Source organism: Rathayibacter sp. AY1A3, from assembly GCF_002930975.1.
Taxonomy (GTDB): domain Bacteria; phylum Actinomycetota; class Actinomycetes; order Actinomycetales; family Microbacteriaceae; genus Rathayibacter.
This window is the reverse complement of sequence record NZ_PSTO01000022.1, coordinates 35,368-57,575: the sequence shown is the minus strand read 5'-3', so window position 1 is coordinate 57,575 and position 22,208 is coordinate 35,368. Positions and strand designations below refer to the sequence as shown.

Below are 22,208 nucleotides of genomic sequence, written 5' to 3'. Positions count from 1 at the left end.
CCTTCGAAGGGGGTGGTGGGGGTTGCGAAGGTTAACCTAACCTAACCGCCTGGACGGGGCCAGTGGCCGGGGGGATCAGCGGCGGTGGGACGCGACCAGGCGGCGCAGGTGCTCGCGGGGAGCGTCGACGATCCGGACGGGGTCGTCGAGCACGAGCGTCGTGCGCTCGGATCCGTACTCGGGCCAGCCGGCGTCGCCCGTCGCCGCGAAGGCGGCCCAGCGCGACGAGACCTCGTCGCTGAGGCGCTGCGGGGCGGGCCCGATCGTGCCACGGGCGTCGTCGAGGCTGCGGAAGAGGAAGGGCAGCTCGAGGGAGTGGATCGCGCCGCGGGAGTCGTCGGCGCGCCAGGCGAACAGGGCGGCGCGCGTCGATCCGGTCGCTGCGGCCCGGGCGTCGAGCAGCCGCAGACTCGGCTGCCGGTAGATCTCGTCGGCGAGGCACGCCTCCAGGGCCTCGGCGTCCGAGGGGGTGCGGCCCAGGTCGGCCGCCAGAGCCTCTCGATAGGCCCCCGCGTCCCCTCCCGGAAGCAGGTCGGCGACGTGCCGGTCGAGCTGTGCGCGCAGCTCGACGGAGTCGGGAGCCCGGAGGTCGACGGAGCCCGAGCCCTCGTTGACGTTCGTCGTCACGACGAGATCCACTCCGCTCGAGGCTCCCTCCGCGACGGCGGACACCGGGTCGCGGGTCAGCAGGCGGCCGTCGAGGCCCGCCCGGAACACGGCGACGGTGTTCGGACCCGCGGCCGAGCGGCGGGCGAGCAGGCGGTCCTGCGCCTCGATCAGGCGAGGCCAGGGCAGGTCGAGGAGCCGCTCCGGCGGCGCGCCGAGCAGGTCGAGCAGCTCCGCCGTCGCCTCCTCGCCGTACTCGCGGGACCCGACGCGCTCGGGGTTCGCGCTCTGCAGCACTGCTCGCGCGAAGAGGCCCTCGGCGCGGGGCGCTGCGAGCAGCATCGCGGCCGACGTCGCGCCGGCGGACTGGCCGGCCAGCGTGATCCGACCGGGGTCTCCTCCGAACGCCGCGATCTCGTCGCGGACCCACTCGAGCGCGGCGACGGTGTCGTGCAGGCCCGCGTTCGCGGAGTCGCGGTACTCGTGGCCGAGGAGGTGGTCCACGGTGAGGAATCCGAGCGCGCCGAGCCGGTGGCCGAGCGCCACGACGACGGTGCCGGTCCGGGCGGCGAGCCGTGCTCCGTCGCAGAAGGGCTCGGAGGGGGAGCCGGCGACGTGCAGCCCTCCGTGGATCCAGACGATCACCGGGCAGGCCTCGGCTGCCTCCGGCGTCCAGACGTTCACGGTCAGGCAGCCGGTCTCGCTTCCACCCGACGTCTGCGGAGCGCGCGGTCCGGGCTCCAGCGCCTCGCGCCGTCCGCTCCAGGCCTCGAGCGGCGGAGCCGGGAGGAAGCGCCGGGGGTCGCCCGCGTAGGGCACCCCGAGGAACGCGTGCGCCGCTCCGTCCGGCGTCTCGACGGTCCGCCCGAGCAGCCGGCCGGCGGAGACGACGGCCTCAGCCATCGCGCCCTCCGGGCTGCAGGAGCACCGGCCCGTGCCCGGGCGAGAGGGTGCTCTGCAGCACGAGGGAGGACGCTCCGACGGCGGCCGCGTCGCGCGGGTTGCTCGAGAGCTCGACCTCGATCGGGTGGGCCCGGCGGGCGAAGCGGCGCTCGTCGAGGCGGGCGCGGATCGCGCGGGTGTGGATCGATCCGGCGATGGCGACTCCGGGGCCGGTGAGGACCAGCTCGTCGAGGTCGAACAGGTTGGCCAGGATCAGAGCGCCGTCGGCCAGGTGCCCGGCCGCGCGCTCGATCAGGGCGAGGGCCGCCGGATGGCCGTTGATCGCCGCCAGGCTGAGCACGTCGAAGTCGCGGGCGTGCTCCTCGGGGCGGAAGGCGAGGTCGAGGTCGGCGAACGCGGCGCGGTCGGAGCGCGCCTCCTCCACGACCACCGTCGGCGAGGCGTACCGCTCGAGGCAGCCGACGTTGCCGCAGAAGCACTCGCGCCCGCCCGGCACGATCGTGACGTGGCCGATCTCGACCGCGTTCGAGCTCGCCCCGCGCAGCAGTGCGCCGTCGAGGACGACGCCGGCCCCGATGCCGGTGCCGACGTAGATGCTCCCGAAGGTGCGGTGCCGCGAGACGCCGCGGCTCCAGAACTCGCCGATCGCGGCGGCGGCGGCGTCGTTGTCGAGCAGGATCGGCGCGCCCAGACCGGCGCCGAGCTCCTGGCGGAGCGGGTGGTCGCGCCAGTGGTGCAGCGTCGGCGGGCCGAGGACGCGGCCCGCGGCCTGGTCGATCGGGCCGGGAGCGACGACCGCCACGCCCGCGATCGAGCCGCGGTCGATCCCGGTCCCGCGGATGAAGTCGTCGTAGGCCCGGACCAGGCGCGCGGTGACCTCCTCCGGGGAGGCGAGCGCGGCGCCGTCGATCTGCTGGCGTGCGATCACGCCTCCGCCCGTGTCGGTCGCGACCAGGGTGATCGACTCGAAGCCGAGCTGCAGGCCGATGGCGATCCTCGCCCGCGCGTTGATCTCGAGCAGCTGCCGCGGCTTGCCCCCGGTCGAGGTCGAGCCGGTCTGGCGGACGATGCCGTCGGTGAGGAGCTTGCGCACGATCATCGAGATCGCGGGCTGGGTGAGGCCGGTCGCGGCGGTCAGCTCGACGCGGCTGATCGGCCCGGAGGAGCGGATCAGGTCCACGACGAGGGCGCGGCTCCCGGGGGCCGCGGGTGTCGATTCGCGCCGTGCCATGCCGTCACCTCCCGTTCCGCTCGTCAGCGTACGGGACGGCTCCGCCGCCGATCGGCCCCCTACTCTGGACGGGCGACGAAGGGCGGTGGCGATGACGCGGACGAGACCGATCGGCCTGGCCCTGGTGCGGGCGACCGAGATCATGGGCGCGGAGCCGTACTTCCACGAGTTCATCGCCGGTGTCGAGCGGGCGGTCCGCCCTTCGGGCTACTCGGTGCTCCTCAACGTCCTGCCCGACGCCGACGCAGAGCTCGCGACCTATCGGCGGTGGAGCGAGGACGGCGAGGTGAGCGGCGTGATCCTGGTCGACCTCGAGGACGGGGATCCGCGGCCGGAGTTCGTGCGCGGCCTCGGCCTCCCCGCCGTCGTGATCGGCCCGCCGAGCGCCGCCGTCGGCTTCCGCGCGGTGTGGACGGACGACGACAACGCGATGCGCGCGGCCGTCGACTTCCTCGCCGGTCAGGGCCACTCCCGGCTCGGCCGCGTCGCCGGACCCGCGGAGCTGCTGCACACGCGCATCCGCGAGGAGACGTTCGCGCAGGAGTGCGCGCGGCACGGAGTGTCCGGACCGACGGCCGGGGGCGACTACTCGCGGGCCTCCGGGGCCCGTGCTCTGGCGGCCCTGCTCGACGGCGACGAGCGGCCGACGGCGGTCGTCTTCGACAGTGACCTGATGGCGCTCGGCGGACTCGACGAGGCCCGCGATCGCGGTCTCGCCGTCCCGGGCGAGCTCTCGCTCCTCGCCTGGGACGACTCCGCGCAGTGCCAGCTCAGCGAGCCCCCGCTCTCGGCGGTCTCGCACGACGTGCAGGTCATCGGGATGCTCGCAGGCCGGGAGCTCCTGGCCGGCATCGCGGGTGGCGAGAGCCGTGCGATCAGCAGCCCCGCCGTCGTGATCGTCCCGCGCGGATCCACGGGCGCGCCGGCGGCCTGAGCATCTCCGACCGCCGGTCGACGGCCGTCACCACGCCCCGCGTGCTAGCACTGCCGTCTCGATTCGTTACATAAATTATTTACTTTTGATATTGACCTCGACGGGGAGGACAGGGGAGTCTGTCCGAGGACCGGCCGACGAGGGCGGGGCGACGAGCCCCGATCCCGAGAGCGGAACGACGCGAGCCGGTCCTCCACCCCGGTCGAAGGAGCCCTGGAACACACATGACCCGTGCCGCAGCACCGCCCGCCCCGAGGCGCTCCCGCCTCCGCTCGGCCCTCGCCGGCGGAGCGATCGCCGCCGTCGTCGCCTCGACCCTCGTCGCGACCGCGTCCTCCGCCCAGGCCGCCCAGGCCGCGCCGGCCGACTGGACCAGCGCCAACACCGCGTTCGTCCAGCGCGACGGCAGCGCCCTCACCCTCGACGGCGAGCGCTTCCGTGCCAGCGGGACGAACATCTACTGGCTCGGCCTCGACGAGAACGTCGGCGGGATCGACTACCCGACCTACTTCCGCATCAAGGACGCCCTCGACACGGCGGCCGGGCTCGGGGTCACCGTCGTGCGCTCGCACATGATGACGTCGACCAGCCAGGACGACGCCGACCCGCTCGCGCTGATGCCGCGGCTCGGCGAGTACAACGAGGAGGCGTTCCGCACCATCGACTTCGCGGTCGCCTACGCGGGCACTCTCGGCATCCGCCTGGTGCTGCCGCTCACCGACCAGTGGGAGTACTACCACGGCGGTCACCGCGACTTCACGACTCCGCTCGGCCTCGAGTCGGACGACTTCTACACCGACCCGGCCGCGATCGCGGCATACCAGGACTACGTCGACCACGTGCTCGACCACACGAACACGATCACCGGGACGCGCTTCGTCGACGACCCGACGATCATGGCGTGGGAGCTGGGCAACGAGCTCGAGGGCATGACCCGCGAGTGGATCGACGCCCAGGTCGCGCACCTGAAGGAGAAGGCCCCGGAGCAGCTCGTCGCCGCCGGCCGCCGCTTCGACATCGATCCCGACACCCTCGCGTCGCCGGACCTCGACATCGTCGACGTCCACTACTACCCGCCGACCGCCGAGCGGGTCTCGGCCGACGCGCGGACCGTCGCGGACGCGGGCAAGGTCTACATCGCGGGGGAGTACGCCTCGACGGCCGCCTCCGCCACGCTGCTCGACGCGGCCGCGGCCGACCGGAACGTCTCGGGCATGTTCTTCTGGTCGCTGTTCGGGAACAACGACCGCGGGGGCTTCGTCCCGCACGACGACGGCTTCACCCTCCACTACCCGGGCGATTCGCCGCGGGAGCGGGAGAGCGTGGACGCGGTCGAGCGCTACAGCGCGGCCGTCGGCAGCACGCCCGGCCGGCATGAGCTCGGCGCCCCGCTCGTCACGGCCCTCGACCAGGTGTACGGCATCACCACCGTCTCGTGGCGCGGGACCGCGGGAGCGCAGGGCTATCTCGTGCAGCGCTCGGTCGACGGCGGTGCCTGGAGCGACGTGACCGACGGCGCCGTCTCCGCCGCCGCCTCCCCGGTCACCGACTACGACTCGCCCGACGGAGCGCGCTACCGCGTGGTCGCGGTCGGCGAGGGCGATCGCCCCGGCCCCGCCTCCGACCCCGTGGCCGCGCCCGAGGCCGGCACGGTGCTCGTCGATCCGCTGCAGACCTGGACCCTCAGCTCGGCACACGAGAACGCGCGGCTCGAGCCGACGCCGGCCGGCGGAGTCGTCGCCGCGACGGGCGCTGCGAGCATCACCTGGCAGCGCGACGGCGTGACCGCCGCCGAGTTCCTCCTCTCGGACCCCTCGGCCGCGACCGTCTCGACGAGCACCGACGGGACGACCTGGACTCCGTCCGTGACCACGGTCGACGGCGGCGCCCTCCGGGCGGTCGGCCTCGACGGCGACGCCGTCCGCCTCTCCTGGAGCGGCAGCGCCACCCTCGAGCGCGCCACCGTCACGAGCGCGGCGGAGGCGGTGGCCCTCGCGGACCCGCTCGACGACTTCTCGAAGGTGTCGGCCCGCACGGGCAGCCTCGCGATCGACTCCGGCTCGCCCGCGCAGTTCGGCGGAGACGTCTCCCGCGTGAAGCGCGAGAGCACCGATCCGGCGAGCCTCACCTGGAGCTTCGACGACATCAGCGGCGCCGACGTGACGGCCTGGTACTGGCCCGACCAGCCGGTCGCCCCGCTCACCGTGGAGGGCTCGGCCGACGGCGCGACGTGGGCGCCGATCGCGGTCGACACCCGCGGCGGCACCGGGAACTGGAAGCAGTACACGCTGTCGGTGCGCGGCCTCTCCGGCGTGAACCAGCTGCGCGTCTCGTGGCCGCAGGGCCCGGGCGAGGCGTGGACGCCGCAGATCGGCTCCGTGAACCTCTTCTCGCCGAACGCCGCTCCGCTCGGCGCCCCGGCCGCCCCCGCGCTCGTCGCGCCGGCCGCCGGCGCCGACGGGATCACCGCGACCCCTGCGTTCTCGTGGGAGCCCGCCGCCGACGCCGCGTTCTACCGCTTCACCCTCTCGGCATCGGAGGACCTCTCCGACCCGATCGTGGAGACGACCGGGCTCACCGCGACCACCGTCCGCCCGGACGTCGACCTCGCCCCCGAGACGCGCTACTCCTGGCGGGTGACCGCCGTGAACGGCGTCGGCTCCACCGTGTCCGAGGTCCGCTCGTTCGAGACCTCGGCCGTGCCGACGGAGCCCGTCGTGGTCGACGACTTCGAGGGCTACGCCGACGACGCGGCGGTCCGCGAGGCCTACGTCCGGAACAGCGGGGGCGGCACCATCGCGCCGACGCTGGTGCCCTCCGGCGCCGGCAGCGCCGCGCGCTTCGACTACGACACGGGCACGGCCGGCTACGCGGGCGTCGTGAAGACGTTCGATGCTCCGCAGAACTGGTGGGGCTACTCCGGGCTGACCCTCGACGTGGACGCCGCGGCCCCGTTCTCGGTGCAGTTCGTCGCGAACGGCGCCTACTGGGAGGCCTCCGTCACCCCGGCGACGGAGGGGCCGACCGTCGTCCCCTTCTCAGCCTTCGCTCCGCCGTCGTGGGCCCCGGAGGCCGATCTCGATCTGACCTCGGTGACCCAGTACGCCCTCTACGTGAACGGATCGGGGACCGGAGTCCTCACCGTCGACGACGTGGCGACGGTGGTCGCCGCCGGGCCCGCCCCGACGCCGACGCCGACCGCTCCGCCCACGACGACGCCGACCACCCCGCCGACGACGACGCCCACCGCACCGCCGACGACTCCCACCGCGCCGCCGACGGCCGGACCCTCGCCCCACCCCCACGTGCCGTCGTGGCTGGAGTCGCTGGTGCGCCAGTACCTCCCGACGATCCGGCACTGGTGGCAGGCCCGTCACTGACCTCCGTCCCGCACCCACTGCACTCACCGTCGCACCGCGACGCCCTACCGAGGAGAACACCCGTGCAACGACCCACCAGAAACCGCAGGACCACGCTGATCGGCATCGTCGCCGTCGCCGTCACGTCCTCCCTCGCGCTCGCCGGCTGCTCCGGCGGATCGGCGGGGAACGACTCCGGCGAGCCGGCCGGCGAGATCACTGTGCTGACCAACCGCACCGACCTGGTCGACACGACCTTCGCCGACTACGCGACGACGTTCGAGGGGAAGTACCCCGGGACGACAGTGAAGTTCGAGGCCCTGACCGACTACGAGGGCGACACCAAGATCCGCCTGAACTCGAAGGACTACGGCGACGTGCTGCTCATCCCGAGCTCCAACGTCACCAAGGACGACTACTCCGACTACTTCGAGCCGCTGGGCTCGACGGAGGAGCTGTCGAAGACCTACCGCTTCACCAACGAGGGCTCGTTCGACGGCACCGCCTACGGCGTCTCGACCTTCGGCTCGGCCATGGGCTACGTGTTCAACCGCGACGTCTGGACCGCGGCGGGCATCACCGATCCGCCCGCCACGGAGGAGGAGTACCTCGCCGACCTCGAGAAGATCAAGGCCGACGGCGTCGTCCCCTATTACACGAACTACAAGGACGGCTGGCCCCTCGCGACGATCGAGGGCAACCTCGGCACGGTGCAGGGGGCGGACGTCCGCACCGAGATGATCGCGGACGACGCGCCCTGGACCGAGGGCAACGACCAGTACAACATCGACGGCCTGCTCTACGACACGGTCGCGCAGGGCCTCAGCGAGGCGGACCCGACCACCACGAACTGGGAGGAGTCGAAGGACCTCCTCGCGAGCGGGGAGATCGGCTCGATGGTGCTCGGCTCCTGGGCCGTCTCGCAGATGCAGGACGCGGCCGAGAAGGCCGGGAAGTCCCGCGACGTCATCGGCTTCTGGCCGATGCCGTGGGCGCAGGACGGGACCTTCACCTCGGTGACCGCCTCGGACAAGTTCCTCGCCATCAACAAGAACTCGGACAACAAGGCCACCGCCCGCGCGTGGATCGACTGGTTCACGAACGAGTCCGGCTACGCCGAGAGCCAGGGCGCGATCAGCCCCGTGATCAGCGACCCCGCTCCCGACACCCTCGCGGACTTCGACGCGCTCGGCGTGCAGTACCTCGAGCTCGCCCCGGACCCGGTCGGCAAGGAGGCGGTCATCAACGACATCGCCAACGAGGCCGAGATCGACCTGTTCGGCAACGCCTACCGCCAGGAGCTGATCGACGCCGCGCGCGGTGCGGGCGCCGGCGACAAGGAGTCGCTGTTCGCCGACCTCAACTCGCGCTGGGCCGCGGCCCGCGCCGACGTCGCCGAGTAGTCCCCGCGGGCGGCCGCCTCCCGCGGCCGCCCGCCCCCTCCCTCCGGAGCCCCACCGCTCCTGCACCCCCGAACGACGGAAGGATCGACCATGGCGATCACCGACGCTCCGCCCATCGAGGTCGGAGCGAGCAAGCGGATCCGGCCCCGCCGCCGGCAGCGCCTCACCGGCAGGCGCATCACCCCCTGGCTCTTCCTGGCGGTCCCGCTGGCGTTCCTGGTCGTGCTGACGTACATCCCGGTCGCGAACATGTTCTGGTACAGCGTCACCGACTGGGACGGCCTGGACCCCGACAAGACCTTCGTCGGCCTCGAGAACTACGTCGAGATCTTCACGCGGCCCGAGATCTTCCGGGTCTTCTTCGTCAGCCTGTTCTACCTCGCCGGCGCGATCGCGCAGCTCGGCCTCGCCCTCTTCTTCGCGACGCTGCTGAGCTTCCGCACCCGGTTCCGCAACTTCTTCAAGGGCGTCATCTTCTTCCCCTACCTGATCAACGGCGTCGCCATCGGGCTGATGTTCCTCTACTTCTTCCGCCCGGACGGAACGCTCGACGCGGTGCTCGGGGTCTTCGGCGTGCAGAACACCCCGCAGTGGCTCGGCGACCCCTCCGTCGTCAACGTGTCCCTCGCGGCCACCTCGGTCTGGCGCTACATGGGGCTGAACTTCGTGCTGTTCCTCGGTGCTATCCAGTCGGTCCCGGAGGAGCAGTACGAGGCGGCGGATCTCGACGGCGCGAGCGCGTTCGACAAGTTCCGCTACATCATCGTGCCGAGCATCCGGCGCATCCTCGGGCTGTCCTTCATCCTCGCGATCGCCGGGGCGCTCTCGGCCTTCGAGATGCCCTACATCATGACCGGCGGCGCGAACGGGTCCGAGACCTTCGTGATCCAGACCGTCGACACCGCCTTCCGCTACTCCAAGGTCGGCCTCGCGTCGGCGATGGCCGTGGTGCTGCTGGCGATCGTGCTGATCATCACGGCCGTGCAGCGGCGCGTGTTCCCCGACGAGAAGGCGAGCCAGGAATGACCAGCACCCAGCAGCGCCCCCCGGCGGTCACCGGTCTCCCGGTGACGCGGCAGGCGGCCATGAAGGAGCGGCGCACCCGCCGGTCGGCGGGATCCGTCCTCGGCTCGATCGGGAAGTACGGCTCGCTGATCGTGGCCTGCCTCTTCGCTCTCGTGCCGATCGTCACGATCGTGATGCTCGCGTTCAAGACCTCGGCGGAGTACCGGGGCACCGGACCGCTCACGCCGCCCTCGAACTGGTTCAACCTCGAGAACTTCGCCATCGCCTTCACGCAGGGCGGGATGGTCACCGGGTTCCTCAACACCGGGATCATCCTCGTCGTCTCGATCGTGGGCACCGTGCTGATCGGCACGATGGCCGCCTACGCGATCGACCGGTTCCGCTTCCGCGGGCGGAGCATGGTGACCGGGCTCTTCCTGCTCGCGACGCTGGTCCCGTCCGTCACCACGCAGGTGGCGACGTTCCAGGTGATCAACGCCCTCGACCTCTTCAACACCCGCTGGTCGGCGATCCTGCTGTTCACGGGCACCGACATCGTCGCGATCTACATCTTCCTGCAGTTCATGCAGTCGATCCCGGTCTCGCTGGACGAGGCCGCGATGCTCGACGGAGCGAGCCGCTTCACCGTGTACTGGCGGATCGTGCTCCCGCTGCTGAAGCCCGCGATCGCGACCGTGGTGATCATCAAGGGGATCGCGGTCTACAACGAGTTCTACATCCCCTTCCTCTACATGCCCTCCCGCGACCTCGGCGTGATCTCGACCTCCCTCTTCCGCTTCATGGGGCCCTTCGGGGCGCAGTGGGAGGTCATCGCGGCGGGCACGATCCTGGTGATCGTGCCGACCCTCGTCGCCTTCCTCTTCCTCCAGCGCTTCATCTACAACGGACTGACCTCAGGAGCCACGAAGTGACCCACACCATCGACACCGACAGCCGGGCGACCACCGCGGCCACCCGCCGCCTGCACGAGGGCTGGAGCGTCCGCGCGACCCGCGGGCCCGTCCCCGCCGAGCTCGTCGCCGCCGTCGTCCCCGCGGTCGTGCCCGGCCTGGTGCACACCGACCTGCTCGCCGCGGGTCTGATCCCCGACCCCTATCTCGACCAGAACGAGAAGAAGGTCACCTGGATCGGCGAGACGGACTGGGAGTACTCCTCCTCGTTCGACTGGGCCCCCGACGGCCGCGACGTGCACGAGCTCGTCTTCGAGGGCCTGGACACGGTGGCCGTCGTCACGCTGAACGGGCACGAGATCGCCCGCACCCGCAACCAGCACCGCACCTACCGGATCCGCGTCGACGAGGCTCTGCAGGAGGGGGCGAACGAGCTGGTCGTCGCCTTCGCCTCGCCCGTCGCCGAGGCCGACCGAGCGAGCCTCGAGATCGGCTACCGGCCGCACACCTACTCCCACCCCTTCAACGCCCTGCGGAAGGCCGCCTGCAACTTCGGCTGGGACTGGGGGCTGGACGCCGCCTCCGCCGGCATCTGGAAGCCGGTGACCCTCCAGGCCTGGAGCGGTGCGCGCCTCGCCTCGGTGCGCCCCGTGGTCACGGTCGACGGGACGACCGGCCGCGTCGAGCTGCACGTGGGGCTCGACCGGGCCTCGGACGCCGAGGTGGAGGTGCGCGCCTCCGTCGCCGGCGCGGAGGCCGTGGCGAGCGTCCCCGGTGGCGAGCGCACCGCGGTCCTCCACCTCGAGGCGGCCGAGGTGGCCCTGTGGTGGCCGCGGGGCTTCGGCGGGCAGCCGCTCCACGACCTCGAGGTCGCGCTCCTGCAGGGCGGAGCCGTCATCGACGAGCGCTCCCAGCGGATCGGCTTCCGGACCCTGGAGGTGCAGCTCGACCGCGACGACGAGGGCACCTCGTTCCGCTTCGTCGTCAACGGCGAGCCCGTCTGGATCCGCGGAGCCAACTGGATCCCGGACGACGCCTTCATCACCCGGGTCGACCGCGAGCGCCTCGCCCGCAGGATGGACCAGGCCGAGTCCGCGAACCTCAACCTCCTCCGCATCTGGGGCGGCGGCTACTTCGAGTCCGACGACTTCTACGACCTCTGCGACGAGCGCGGCATCCTCGTCTGGCAGGACTTCCTCTTCGCCTGCGCGGCCTACGCGGAGGAGGAGCCGCTCCGCAGCGAGGTCGAGGCGGAGGTCCGCGACAACGTCACGCGGATCATGCCGCACCCGAGCCTCGCGCTCTGGAACGGCAACAACGAGAACATCTGGGGCTTCGAGGAGTGGGGCTGGGAGAAGCGCCTCCAGGGCCGCACCTGGGGCCTGGGCTATTACCTCGATCTGCTCCCGCGCCTGGTCGCCGAGCTCGACCCGGCGCGCTCGTACACGCCCGGGAGCCCCTGGTCGGGCGACCCGCAGATCTTCGCGAACGACCTCGACCACGGCTCCGTGCACCTCTGGGAGCTGTGGAACCGCGTCGACTACCCCGCCTACCGGGACGCCCACGCGCGATTCGTCGCCGAGTTCGGCTGGCAGGGGCCGGCGTCGTGGTCGACCATCCAGCGCTCGATCTCGGACTCGCCGCTGACTCCCGAGTCGCCCGGGATGATCCACCACCAGAAGGCGACCGACGGCAACGACAAGCTGACCGACGGTCTCGTCGCTCACCTCCCGCTGCCCGACGACACGGAGGACTGGCACTGGGCGATGTCGCTCAACCAGGCGCTCGCGGTGACGCTCGCGATCGAGCACCAGCGCTCCGAGAGCCCGCGCTGCATGGGCTCGATCGTCTGGCAGCTCAACGACTGCTGGCCGGTCACCTCGTGGGCCGCGGTGGACGGCGACGGCACCGCCAAGCCGCTCCTCTACGCGCTCAAGCACGTCTTCGAGGACCGTCTGCTCACCGTGCAGCCGCGCGGGGAGGGGCTCGCCGTGGTCGCCGTGGGCGACTCCCCCGAGGAGTGGGCCGGCGAGTGCGTCGTGCGCCGCCTGGCGTTCGACGGGACGGTGCTGGCGGAGGAGCGGCAGGAGCTCGCGGTCGGGGCGCGCTCGGTGCGCACCCTGCCGATCGGGTCCGGCGTGGCGACGCCCGAGGACGCCGCCGCCGAGCTGCTCGTCGTCGACTTCGCCGGGACGCGCGCGTTCTGGTTCTTCGCCGAGTACCGCGACTCCGCCCTGGAGGCCGCGCGCCTGCGCACGAGCGCCGCCCCCGTCGAGGGCGGAGTGCAGGTGACCGTCACCGCCGAGAACCTCGTGCGCGACGTCACCCTCCTGGTCGACAAGGTGGACCCGTCCGCCGTCGTCGACGACCAGCTGGTCACGCTGCTGCCGGGCGAGAGCGTCGTCTTCACGGTGCGCGGCTCCGGTCTCGACACCGAGGCTCTGGTGTCGCCGAGCGTGCTGCGCACGGCCAACCAGCTCGTCGCCGACTGGGCCTGATCCGCGGTGAGCACGCAGCCCGCCCTGGCCGTCGACGTCGGCGGCACGAAGATCGAGACCGCCCTCGTCGACGTCGGGGGCGGGCTCGTGCCCGGCACGCGGCACCGGCGCGCGACCGGCCCCGCCCTGACTCCTGAGGAGTTCGAGCGGGCGCTCGCGGAGTGCGTCGCCGCCTCGACGGCCGGGGCGGACGTCGTCGGCGTCGGCGCCGGATCCGCGGGGCCGATCGACCTCGACGGCGGCCGGATCCGACCGAAGAACCTCCCGCTGCTCCACGGCGTCCCGCTCCGGGAGGCGCTCGAGCGGCTCGTGCCCGGTCGGCCGGTCGAGCTGCGCCTCGACGGGACCTGCATCGCCCTCGCCGAGCACTGGTACGGGGCCAACCGGGGCGCCGTCTCCTCGGTGAGCCTCGTCGTGTCGACCGGGATCGGCGGCGGGATCGTCCTCGACGGCCGGGTGCTGGCGGGCCGCTCCGGCAACGCCGGCCACCTGGGCCAGGTGCACGTCGCCGACGCCGACCCCGAGGAGGGGAGCGACGGGACGCTCGAGAGCATCGCCTCCGGACCGAGCACCGTCGCCTGGGCCCGGCGCCGGGGCTTCGCCGGGAGCACCGGGGAGGAGCTCGGGCGCGCGGCCGCGGACGGCGACGCCGTGGCCCTGTCCGCGGTCCGCCGCTCCGCCGAGGCCGTCGGCACGGCGATCGCGGGCGCGGCGACCCTGCTCGACGTGCACGACTTCGCCGTCGGCGGCGGTTTCGCGGGCGTGACCCGCGACTACCTCCACCTCGTGCAGGCGAGCGCCCGGGAGCACGCTGTCCTGGACTACGCCCGCGGTCTCGACGTCCGCCCGTCCGGGCTCGGCGGGGAGGGGCCTCTGATCGGCGCGGCCGCCCTGATCCTCCGATCGACGGCGGCGGCGCGCGAGCCCGCCCTCGTGCCGTGAGCGGCATCTCCTCCGAGCATCCGCTCCGCTCGGCCCTGCGCCCGTCGCGGCACCGGGTCGTCGGGGCGGCGCTCGCCTACGTCGTCAAGGACAGCCCGCTGTGGATCCTGCCGCTCGTCACCGCCGCCGTGGTCGACGCCCTCGTCGACGGCCGGTCGCCATCGGCGCTCGTCGTGCCGGCCGCGGCCGCCGCGGCGACGATCCTCGCGAACATCGGGGCGAACGCGGTCTACGTGCGGCTCTCCTCGTCCGCCGTCCGCGCGCTGGGCCTGCGGCTGCGGGAGGCGCTCGCCGAGCGGCTGCAGAGCCTCTCGCTCGACTACCACTCGCGAGGCAGCGCCTCCATCGCCCAGACGAAGGTGGTGCGCGACGTCGAGAGCCTCGAGCTGATGCTGCAGCAGGCCTTCGGGCCGGTGCTGACAGCGCTGGTGGTGCTCGTCGGAGCCGGAGTGGCGACGGGCACGAGGGTGCCGCAGTTCCTGCTGGTGTTCGCGCTGACCGTCCCGCTCGCGGCCGCACTCGTGCTCTGGCTGCGTCGGCGGACAGCGGCCGGCAACGAGGCGTTCCGGCGCCACGTCGAGACGATGTCCGGCACCGTCGGCGAGATGTCCGCGCTCCTCGAGGTCACCCGCGCCCACGGCCTCGAGAAGGTCTCGGTCCAGCGGGTGGTGGAGGCCGCCCGCCGCGTCGAGCGGGCGGGCGTCGCCCTCGACCGCCTGAACGGGCGCTTCGGGGCGCTGTCGTGGAGCAGCTACCAGCTCATCACGCTCGGCTCGCTATTCGGCGCAGCCGTCATCGCGATGACGGGCGTCCTGCCGGTGACGGTCGGCGAGGTCGTGCTGCTGAGCTCCTACTTCGCGCTGCTCACCGGGACGATCACGGCGGCGTTCCAGACTGCTCCGCTGGTCACCCGCGGCCTCGAGTCGCGCCGCTCGATCGCCGAGGTCCTGGCGGACCCCGACGTGGAGCACAACGAGGGCGAGCCGGTCGTCGACGCCCTCGCCGGAGGAGTCGAGCTCGACCGGGTGAGCGTCGACTACGGCGACCGGCGCGTGCTGCACGACGTGTCGCTCCGGATCGCCCCGGGGGAGACCGTGGCCTTCGTCGGCCCCTCCGGCTCGGGGAAGTCGACGCTGACCCGGGTGGTCCTCGGATTCGTCCGCCCCTCGCAGGGCCGCGTGCTGCTCGACGGCCGTGACATCGCCGCCCTCGACATGCGCACGGCCCGCCGCTTCGTCTCGGTCGTGCCGCAGGAGTCGGTGCTCTTCCGCGGCAGCATCCGCGACAACGTGCTCTACGGGACAGCGGACGCCGACGACCACCGGCTCGAGGCGGCGCTGCGGGCGGCGAACGCGGAGTTCGTCCTCGAGCTGCCCGACGGCTGGGACACGGTCGTGGGGGAGCGGGGCGCCCTGCTGTCGGGAGGCCAGCGCCAGCGCCTCGCGATCGCGCGGGCCCTGATCCGCGACCCCCGTCTGCTCGTGCTCGACGAGGCGACCGCCGCACTCGATCCGCGCACCGAGCGCGAGGTCCGGCTCGCCCTCGACCGGCTGCGCGAGGGGCGCACGACGCTGATCGTCGCCCACCGCCTGAGCACCGTCCGCACGGCCGACCGGATCGTGGTGCTCAGCGAGGGGCGCGTCGTGGAGCAGGGGACGCACGATGAGCTGCTCGCGACGGGCGGCGCGTACGCCGCGCTGCACGCGACGGCCTGAGCGGGCCGCGGCCGCATCGATCCGTCGTCTACGGCCCGTGCCCGCCGCGGGGACGGGCCGCTGCTGACGGATCGATCGCGGGTGCGGCCCAGCGGGAGCATCGTTAGCGTGGAGGTCCGCGCCGATCGCCGGCGCCGAGGGGAGCCCCATGGATCAGACCGTCGAGATCGACGCCCGGGCGGAGGCCCTGCGCGCCGACCCCGAGAGCTTCGCGGCGATGGACGCGCTCTGGCGCAGCGTCTACGCCCTGCCGATGTGGTGCTTCATCGCGCGGGGGCCGGACGACGCGCCCACCCCCTTCGTCGGCGGCCTGGAGTCGGGGCCGATGGTCTTCGCCTTCACCACGGGGGAGCGGGCGCGCGCCGGGGCGCTGCACGCCGGCCTCTCCGACGAGGACGCGTCGCGCGTGCTGAAGGTGCCGATGCCGGCCGCGCTCGAGTGGATCGCGGCGATGGGATCCTCCGGAGTCGCGGGAGTGGTCTTCGACCTGCCCCGCTTCGGGTACTTCGCGCCCCTCCAGAACCTGCTGCCGATGCGCGACTTCATGGCGGCGAACCCGCCGGCCTGAGCCCCGCCCCGTCGAGACCAGCGGATCCGCCGATGCCAGCTGATCCGCCGGTTGTCGTCGCCCCGAACTGGTCACTGGACGACACCCGAGGATGGTGGGCCGGAGGCGCGCCCGTCCTCCGAGGACGAGGCCGGGAGACGCCGAGGGGGAAGCTGCACTACGACGGATCGGTCGAGGTCGACGTCGAGGACCGGGTGCTCGCCCACCTGCAGATCGTCCTCACCGCGAAGCTGCGCCGGGGGGAGTCGTGCCTGCTCACCTGGCGCGACGAGAACGGGATGAGCGACGGCCGCAGCGCGATCTGGCTGCACCCCTCGCACACGCTCCGCTACACCTACGCCGGCGGCCGCATGCCCCGCATCAACCCCGCCTGGATCTCGGCGCTCACCGATCTCGCGAACTCCGCCGGCGGCCTCCGCTTCGTCCCCGAGCCGCCGGAGCCCGTGCGTCCCCCCGGCGGGAGCGCTCGCCGGTGACCGGCGGCCGGCCCCGTGCCCGGCCTCGGGCTCAGCAGTCGGAGTCGGCGGCGTCCGCGTCGAGCGCCGCCGCGGTGCCGAGCGCGATCAGCGACTGATCCGTCGCGACCGCGACCCTCGGGAAGCCGAGCGCTCGCAGCAGCCCGGCGCGCTCGCGGTCGCCCGCGTAGGCCCCGGCGCCCTTGCCCGCGCGCCGGGCCGCCGCGGCGATCCTCGGCAGCGGGTCGTCCGGTCCGTCCGCGGCGAGCAGGTCGGACAGGTCCCGTCCGAGGCCGATCGCGAGGTCGAACGGGCCGACGAAGACTCCGCTCACGCCCGGCACCGCGAGGATCCGATCGACGGCGTCGAGGCCGGCCTGCGTCTCGATCATGACCCAGAGCGCGGTGCGCGCCTCGGCGGCCGACGGGGGAGCGGCGCCCCAGAGATCGGACATCGGCCCCCAGCTGCGGCGGCCGAGCGGCGGGTAGTGCGCGGCGCGGACGGCCGCGAGCGCCTCCTCGACCGTCTCGATCATCGGGACGACGACGACGTCCGCTCCGGCGTCGAGCGCCCTGCCGATCAGCGCGTCGGAGAGCCCCGCGACCCGGACGCCGACGGGCGGCCTCCCGCTCACGGCGCCGAGTGCGCGAAGGGAGGCGAGGACCGCGGCGTCGTCGAACGCGCCGTGCTGCGCGTCCAGGCACAGCCAAGCCGGCCCGCCGCGCGCGATCTGCGCGACCGTCAGCGGCTCCCCGAGCCGGCACCACACCCCGTCGGCCCGACCGTCTCCGAGAACCCGTTCCGCATCCACGGGTCCGATCCTCGCGCACGGAGCGCCGCCTAGGCGAGGACCGCCAGCGCCGTCGACAGGATCCCGAGGACGACGCCCGCCCCGAGCAGGATCAGGCCGGTCAGGCGCAGCGCCCGCACCGCGTCGCTCCACCGGTGCAGGCGGATGCGGTGCGGATCCTCCTCGCGGTAGTGCACCTCCCGCTGGTCCGACCGCGTCGGCGTCAGCGGGTCCCCGGCGGACAGCGGACGCGATCGCACCTCGCCGGCCCGGGTCACCCAGTGCAGCGCGAGGGGCGGACCCTCCTCGAGGTAGGCGGTCGTCGTCAGCCAGCGTCCGTCGATCAGCGCCGCGACGAACGCGGCGAGCAGGAACAGCACGCCGAGGGGGAGGGTGACCAGCGAGAGGGCCTCGGAGATCGTCTCCAGCATGCAGCGTCCCTCCGACCGGATCCGGTGCTGAGCGTACCGAGTCGGCGGCCGGCGCGTCCGCAGTGGGACGCGCCCCGCCGCCGAGCCCGCGGGCCTCAGCCCCAGGCGACCTCGAGGTCGACGACGAACGTCACTCCGAAGCGGTCGCGCAGCATCCCGTAGAGGGGCGACCAGGTCGCCGGGGCCAGGGGCACGACGACCGCCGCCCCCTCCGAGAGGCCGTCCCAGAGGCGGTGCAGCTCGTCGACGTCGGAGCCGCGCAGCGACACGAACACCGGGATCGTGCCCGGGTCGTAGGCCGTGTGCGCGGGGACGTCGTACGCCATGACGCGGAAGCCGGCCTCGGAGACGACCTGGCCCCACATCAGCTGGTCGGCCTCGTCGGGCGCGGTGACGGCGTTCGCGTCCGCGTAGGTCACCGCGTCGATCCGGCCTCCCGTGACCGAGGCGTAGAACTCCAGCGCCTCGCGGGCCTGTCCGCGGAAGTTGAGGTGGGTCGTCGTGGTGATGCTCATGGTGCGCTCCTCGCAGTCGTGCCGGGTCGATCACCCGGTGCCCCGACGCTCCCAGGAGAAGAGGACGGGAACGGTCCTCTTCTCGGAATACCCTCGGGACGTGCCCACGACGACCGAGCGGCTCCTCCTGCTCCTCTCCCTCCTGCAGACCCGCCGCGACTGGCCGGGCGGAGTGCTCGCCGAGCGCCTGGGGATCGCGCCGCGCACGGTGCGTCGCGACGTCGACCGACTCCGCACGATGGGCTACCGGATCGACGCGGCGAAGGGCCCCGACGGCGGGTACCGGCTCGAGGCCGGCGCCGAGCTCCCGCCGCTGCTCTTCGACGACGAGCAGGTGCTCGCCCTCACCGCCGCCCTGCGCGCGCCGATCGCGGGGCTCGAGGAGGCGTCGGCCCGTGCGCTGGCGACGGTGCGGCAGGTCCTGCCCGCCCGGCTCCGGCCCCGAGCTGATGCGCTGCGCTTCACGGTCGCGGCGGCGCCGGCCCCCGCGGTCCCTCCGGAGCGGCTGGTCGCGGTCGCGGCGGCCGTCCGGGCCTCGGAGGTGCTCCGCTTCGCGTACGCGGAGGCGGTGCGCCGCGTAGAGCCCCACCACCTGGTCGCGCGTCAGGGCCGCTGGTACCTCATCGGCTTCGACCTCGACCGCGACGACTGGCGGGTGTTCCGCGTCGACCGGCTCGAGCCGCGCTCGCCCCGCGGTGCCCGCTTCCGCCGCCGGGCGCTGCCGGTCGGGAGTCCCGCCGAGTTCCTGGAGGCGCGGTTCCGCGGCGGAGCGCCCGGGGAGGGGTGGCCGTGCCGCGGCTCGGTGGTGCTGGAGGCGCCCGCCGCCGAGGTCCTGCCCTACGCGGGCGACGGGGAGGTGGAGGACCTCGGCGACGCGGGCTGCCGACTCGCCCTCGGCGCCTGGTCGTGGGAGGCGCTCGCCGCGTCGTTCGGCCGGTTCGACGCTCCGATGGCCGGGGCCGAGCCGCCCGAGCTGGCCGCCGCGTTCCGCGTGCTCGCGGAGCGGTACGCCGCGGCGGGAGCCTGACCGGACCGCGGCGGCCGTCCGGCGCCGCTACTTCACCGAGTACCGGGCGCTCCCCGTGCTGCCGTCCGCCGTCGTGACCGTCAGCGTCCAGCAGGTGCCCCGCTTCGCGGGCACCGTCCACGCCTTCACGTAGCGGTTCGTCGCGGTGTCGTAGCGGAGGCGTCCGGTCAGGGCGGTCGTCGGCGCTCCGGTGAGGACGGCGCCGGCGGTGCAGGAGGTCTGCTTCTGCGTGACGCTGCGCACGTCGGCGAGGGCGGAGTGGCGGAACGTTCCCGCGGAGGACGTCGAGGTCACCTGGAACGTCATGCCGGTCGCGGCTCCGGCGGCCACGCTCTTCACCGAGGTGCTGAGCCCGCCGATCGTCCACGGGGTGACGGTGTAGGACGCGGTGAGGGTCGAGACGTTGCCCGCCCGGTCGGTCGCGGTCGCCCGGTACACGTGCGGTCCGACGGAGCGGCCGCCGCCCGTGATCACGCAGGCGCCGGTGAGGCCCGAGAGCGCGTCGTCCGCGAGGCAGCGCGCCTCCGGGAGCACCGTGCCGTAGGGGTAGGACCCCTCGGGCCTCGACGTGAACGAGAGCTGCGGCTTCGTGGTGTCGATGGCGATGCCGCTGCGGGTCGTCGTGGCGCGGTTGCCCGCGTTGTCGACGGCGGTGCCGGTGACGCTCTGGCCGGGGCCCTCGCGCAGGATCCGCGCGGGGGTGCAGCTGCGGATCCCGGAGCCGCTGCCGTCGGCGCAGGAGAAGCCGACGGAGACGGGGGAGCGGAACCAGCCCGCGGCGTTCGGAGCCGTCGGCGCGGTCGTCGCGGCGATGGTGGGGACGCCGGTGTCGACGATCCGGTAGGTCGCGGTGGCGGTCGTGGTCAGTCCTCCGGGGTCGGTCCAGGTGCAGGTCGCCGTGCGGGTGCCGAGGCCGTTCACGAGCGTGCCGGTGACGACGGCCTCCTCGCTGAACGTTCCGCTCTCCGCATCCGTGATCGCGCAGGCGGCCCTCGGCTCCGAGCCCTTCTCGTAGGAGGCGCCGTCGGTGGCGGAGGCGACCGTCACGACGGGCGGGGTGTTCGCGGGGACCACGGTGACCGTGTGCGGCACGCCGGCCGTGGTGCCGTACGCGTTCCGCGCGCTCACCGTGAAGGTGGAGTCGCCTGCGGTGGTCGGCCTGCCCGAGACGACGCCCTCCGGCGAGAGGGCCACCCCCGCGGGAAGGGCGCCGGACGAGACCTCGAAGGTCGCAGCCGGGCCGGACGCCGTGAAGGTCGCGGAGTAGCGGGTCCCGGTCTTGACGAGCGTCTCGGCGGTGTCGGCGGTGAGGGTCGGCAGCGGGCCGATCGCGAAGGCGTGGTTGAAGCCGACCGCGATGCCGGTGGCGCCCGTGATCCCGGCCGGGACGTCCAGCTCCGTGTCGCCGTCGGGGTGCAGGGAGACGACGGTGCCGTCGGACGTCAGCAGGACGCTGAAGCCGATGCCGGCGGCGATCGCGGTGATGCCGCCGAGATCGGCGGGGACCCGCGGCAAGCCGGAGTCGGCGGGGTCGCCCCAGGTGACGACGGTGCCGTCCCGCTTCAGGGCGAGGCTGTGGGAGTAGCTGACCGAAACGGCGACGACGTCGCGGAGGCCTGCCGGGGCGGTGTACGCGCCCCTGTCGTCGCCGCCCCACGCCACGACCGTCCCGTCGGCGCGCAGCGCGAGGCTGTTCCAGCCGCCCGCGGCGATCGCGACCACTCCGGAGAGACCCGCCGGCACGTCGGTCGCTCCGAACTGATCGGAGCCCCAGGCCGCCACGGTCCCGTCGCCCCGCAGAGCGAGGGTGTGGTAGCTGCCCGCGGCGACGGCGGTCACGCCGCCGAGTCCGGCCGGGACGTCGGTCTGGCCCTGACGGTCGTCGCCCCACGCGACGACCGTCCCCTCCATCGTGAGGGCGATGCTGTGGAGGTACCCGGTCGAGATCGCGGTCACCTCGCGGAGCCCGGCCGGCACGTCCCGCTCGCCCTCCAGATCCGCTCCCCAGGCCTCGACGGTGCCGTCGGTGTGAAGCGCGAGGGTGTGGCTGTAGCTGCTCGCGACGTCCGTGAGGTCGGACATGCCCACCGGCACGTCCCACTCCCCGTTGAGGTAGCGCCCCCAGGCGGCGACGCCGTTGGCGAGGTGGTCGTTCCCGACCGGCACCGGGTCCGGCTCGGCGGAGGCGAGGGGAGCCGCGGTGCCGGCGAGCAGCGCGACGGTCGCGGTCAGAGCGAGCAGAGTGCGGCGCAGACCCGCGGCGGTGCGGGCGGGACGCGGAGAAGCGGGGTCGGTCACGGGCTCACGCTAGGGGCCGGCTCTTGTCCGCGGCGGGGGCGGGGGCGCCCTGTAGCGGACATGTCCTCTAGAGGGCGGAGCGCCGCTCCTCCAGGGCGGAGCCCGGGCCCTCCAGGGCGGAGCGCCGCTTCTCCAGGGCGGAGCCTGGCCCCTCGGGGCCCGCGGCGGAAGGGCTTGCCCGGATCCGCGGCGGGGGATTGGCTGGAGGGCAGGAGAGAGAGGTGTCACCATGACGCAGACCTTCCCCGCCTGGTTGCGGGATCAGCAGAAGAGGGACGACGAGGTCGGCCGCTTCGCGCAGGCCTTCGGCGGTCGCGACGACCTGCCCGAGCACGGCGGCCGCGCGATCTACGACGGCTACTTCGCCAGCGAGCCCGAGTCGGCGCAGGCCGATCTGGACCGCGCCTGGATGGAGTTCGAGGCGCACCCCGAGCCGTCCGCCACGTCCGACGAGCCGGAGGGACTCCGATGAGCGACCAGACCCCGAGCCCCGTCGAGGACCCGGACGACCAGTCCGACAAGCCGTCGCAGGCCGAGGGCGAGGACGAGCGCGACACCCCGCACGAGGTCCTGCCCGCCGAGGGCAAGCCCTCGAAGGCCGAGGGCTGAGCCGACGC

General features: G+C 73.5%; 19 protein-coding genes. 13 read left to right on the top strand and 6 right to left on the bottom strand.

Going from position 1 to position 22,208, the window contains the following annotated elements:
- Positions 1–75 precede the first annotated feature (75 nt).
- Together C5C10_RS11480 and C5C10_RS11475 are read right to left on the bottom strand one after the other, a co-directional pair.
- The gene (locus C5C10_RS11480) at positions 76–1,509 is read right to left on the bottom strand and encodes a carboxylesterase/lipase family protein (protein WP_104329284.1); all 1,434 of its coding nucleotides are present in this window, start codon (positions 1,507–1,509) and stop codon (positions 76–78) included.
- The gene (locus tag C5C10_RS11475; RefSeq protein WP_104329283.1) at positions 1,502–2,740 is read right to left on the bottom strand and encodes an ROK family transcriptional regulator; all 1,239 of its coding nucleotides are present in this window, start codon (positions 2,738–2,740) and stop codon (positions 1,502–1,504) included. Before C5C10_RS11475 ends, C5C10_RS11480 begins: the two co-directional genes overlap by 8 nt.
- Before the next feature lie 91 nt (positions 2,741–2,831).
- On the opposite strand from C5C10_RS11475, the gene C5C10_RS11470 reads away from it, so the two are divergent.
- From C5C10_RS11470 to C5C10_RS11425, 10 genes are all read left to right on the top strand, one after another.
- Positions 2,832–3,674 carry a LacI family DNA-binding transcriptional regulator gene (locus C5C10_RS11470; RefSeq protein WP_208543581.1) on the top strand — a complete coding sequence of 281 codons (843 nt, stop codon included), beginning with the start codon at positions 2,832–2,834 and terminating at the stop codon, positions 3,672–3,674.
- Positions 3,675–3,898: 224 nt separating this feature from the next.
- Positions 3,899–7,054 carry a carbohydrate binding domain-containing protein gene (locus C5C10_RS11465; protein ID WP_104329282.1) on the top strand — a complete coding sequence of 1,052 codons (3,156 nt, stop codon included), beginning with the start codon at positions 3,899–3,901 and terminating at the stop codon, positions 7,052–7,054.
- A gap of 62 nt (positions 7,055–7,116) precedes the next feature.
- Positions 7,117–8,436 carry an ABC transporter substrate-binding protein gene (locus C5C10_RS11460; protein WP_104234024.1) on the top strand — a complete coding sequence of 440 codons (1,320 nt, stop codon included), beginning with the start codon at positions 7,117–7,119 and terminating at the stop codon, positions 8,434–8,436.
- 90 nt (positions 8,437–8,526) lie between these two features.
- Positions 8,527–9,462: a carbohydrate ABC transporter permease gene (locus C5C10_RS11455; protein ID WP_104258021.1), complete on the top strand. Its 936-nt coding sequence runs from the start codon at positions 8,527–8,529 to the stop codon at positions 9,460–9,462.
- A 59-nt stretch (positions 9,463–9,521) separates the two neighbouring features.
- Positions 9,522–10,373 (top strand): carbohydrate ABC transporter permease, encoded by an 852-nt coding sequence (locus C5C10_RS11450; protein ID WP_219813257.1) that lies wholly within the window; start codon positions 9,522–9,524, stop codon positions 10,371–10,373.
- Positions 10,370–12,850: a glycoside hydrolase family 2 protein gene (locus C5C10_RS11445; protein ID WP_258060552.1), complete on the top strand. Its 2,481-nt coding sequence runs from the start codon at positions 10,370–10,372 to the stop codon at positions 12,848–12,850. The genes C5C10_RS11450 and C5C10_RS11445 overlap by 4 nt, the downstream gene beginning before the upstream one ends.
- A 6-nt stretch (positions 12,851–12,856) precedes the next feature.
- Positions 12,857–13,792: an ROK family protein gene (locus C5C10_RS11440; protein WP_104329280.1), complete on the top strand. Its 936-nt coding sequence runs from the start codon at positions 12,857–12,859 to the stop codon at positions 13,790–13,792.
- On the top strand, positions 13,789–15,507 hold the full coding sequence (locus C5C10_RS11435; RefSeq protein ID WP_104329279.1) for an ABC transporter ATP-binding protein: 1,719 nt from the start codon (positions 13,789–13,791) through the stop codon (positions 15,505–15,507). Before C5C10_RS11440 ends, C5C10_RS11435 begins: the two co-directional genes overlap by 4 nt.
- Before the next feature lie 148 nt (positions 15,508–15,655).
- Positions 15,656–16,075 carry a hypothetical protein gene (locus C5C10_RS11430; protein WP_104224305.1) on the top strand — a complete coding sequence of 140 codons (420 nt, stop codon included), beginning with the start codon at positions 15,656–15,658 and terminating at the stop codon, positions 16,073–16,075.
- Positions 16,076–16,107: 32 nt separating this feature from the next.
- A complete protein-coding gene (locus tag C5C10_RS11425) occupies positions 16,108–16,551 on the top strand; it encodes an ATP-dependent DNA ligase (protein ID WP_308471662.1) in 444 nt (147 codons plus the stop codon).
- 31 nt (positions 16,552–16,582) lie between these two features.
- Here C5C10_RS11425 and C5C10_RS17885 read toward each other — a convergent pair whose 3' ends face one another.
- From C5C10_RS17885 to C5C10_RS11415, 3 genes are all read right to left on the bottom strand, one after another.
- Entirely contained in the window at positions 16,583–17,341 is a 759-nt protein-coding gene (locus tag C5C10_RS17885) for an HpcH/HpaI aldolase/citrate lyase family protein (protein WP_181073448.1), read from the bottom strand.
- A 29-nt stretch (positions 17,342–17,370) separates the two neighbouring features.
- Complete coding sequence (locus C5C10_RS17880; RefSeq protein WP_104267914.1) at positions 17,371–17,751, bottom strand: hypothetical protein; 381 nt, start codon at positions 17,749–17,751, stop codon at positions 17,371–17,373.
- 95 nt (positions 17,752–17,846) lie between these two features.
- Positions 17,847–18,266: a VOC family protein gene (locus C5C10_RS11415; RefSeq protein ID WP_104329277.1), complete on the bottom strand. Its 420-nt coding sequence runs from the start codon at positions 18,264–18,266 to the stop codon at positions 17,847–17,849.
- Between the two features lie 100 nt (positions 18,267–18,366).
- On the opposite strand from C5C10_RS11415, the gene C5C10_RS11410 reads away from it, so the two are divergent.
- Entirely contained in the window at positions 18,367–19,293 is a 927-nt protein-coding gene (locus C5C10_RS11410; protein WP_244229559.1) for a YafY family protein, read from the top strand.
- A gap of 27 nt (positions 19,294–19,320) precedes the next feature.
- Here C5C10_RS11410 and C5C10_RS11405 read toward each other — a convergent pair whose 3' ends face one another.
- Entirely contained in the window at positions 19,321–21,591 is a 2,271-nt protein-coding gene (locus C5C10_RS11405) for a PxKF domain-containing protein (RefSeq protein ID WP_104329276.1), read from the bottom strand.
- Between the two features lie 229 nt (positions 21,592–21,820).
- On the opposite strand from C5C10_RS11405, the gene C5C10_RS11400 reads away from it, so the two are divergent.
- Together C5C10_RS11400 and C5C10_RS17875 are read left to right on the top strand one after the other, a co-directional pair.
- Entirely contained in the window at positions 21,821–22,063 is a 243-nt protein-coding gene (locus tag C5C10_RS11400) for a hypothetical protein (RefSeq protein WP_104227148.1), read from the top strand.
- Positions 22,060–22,200 (top strand): hypothetical protein, encoded by a 141-nt coding sequence (locus C5C10_RS17875; protein ID WP_159940045.1) that lies wholly within the window; start codon positions 22,060–22,062, stop codon positions 22,198–22,200. Before C5C10_RS11400 ends, C5C10_RS17875 begins: the two co-directional genes overlap by 4 nt.
- Positions 22,201–22,208 lie beyond the last annotated feature (8 nt).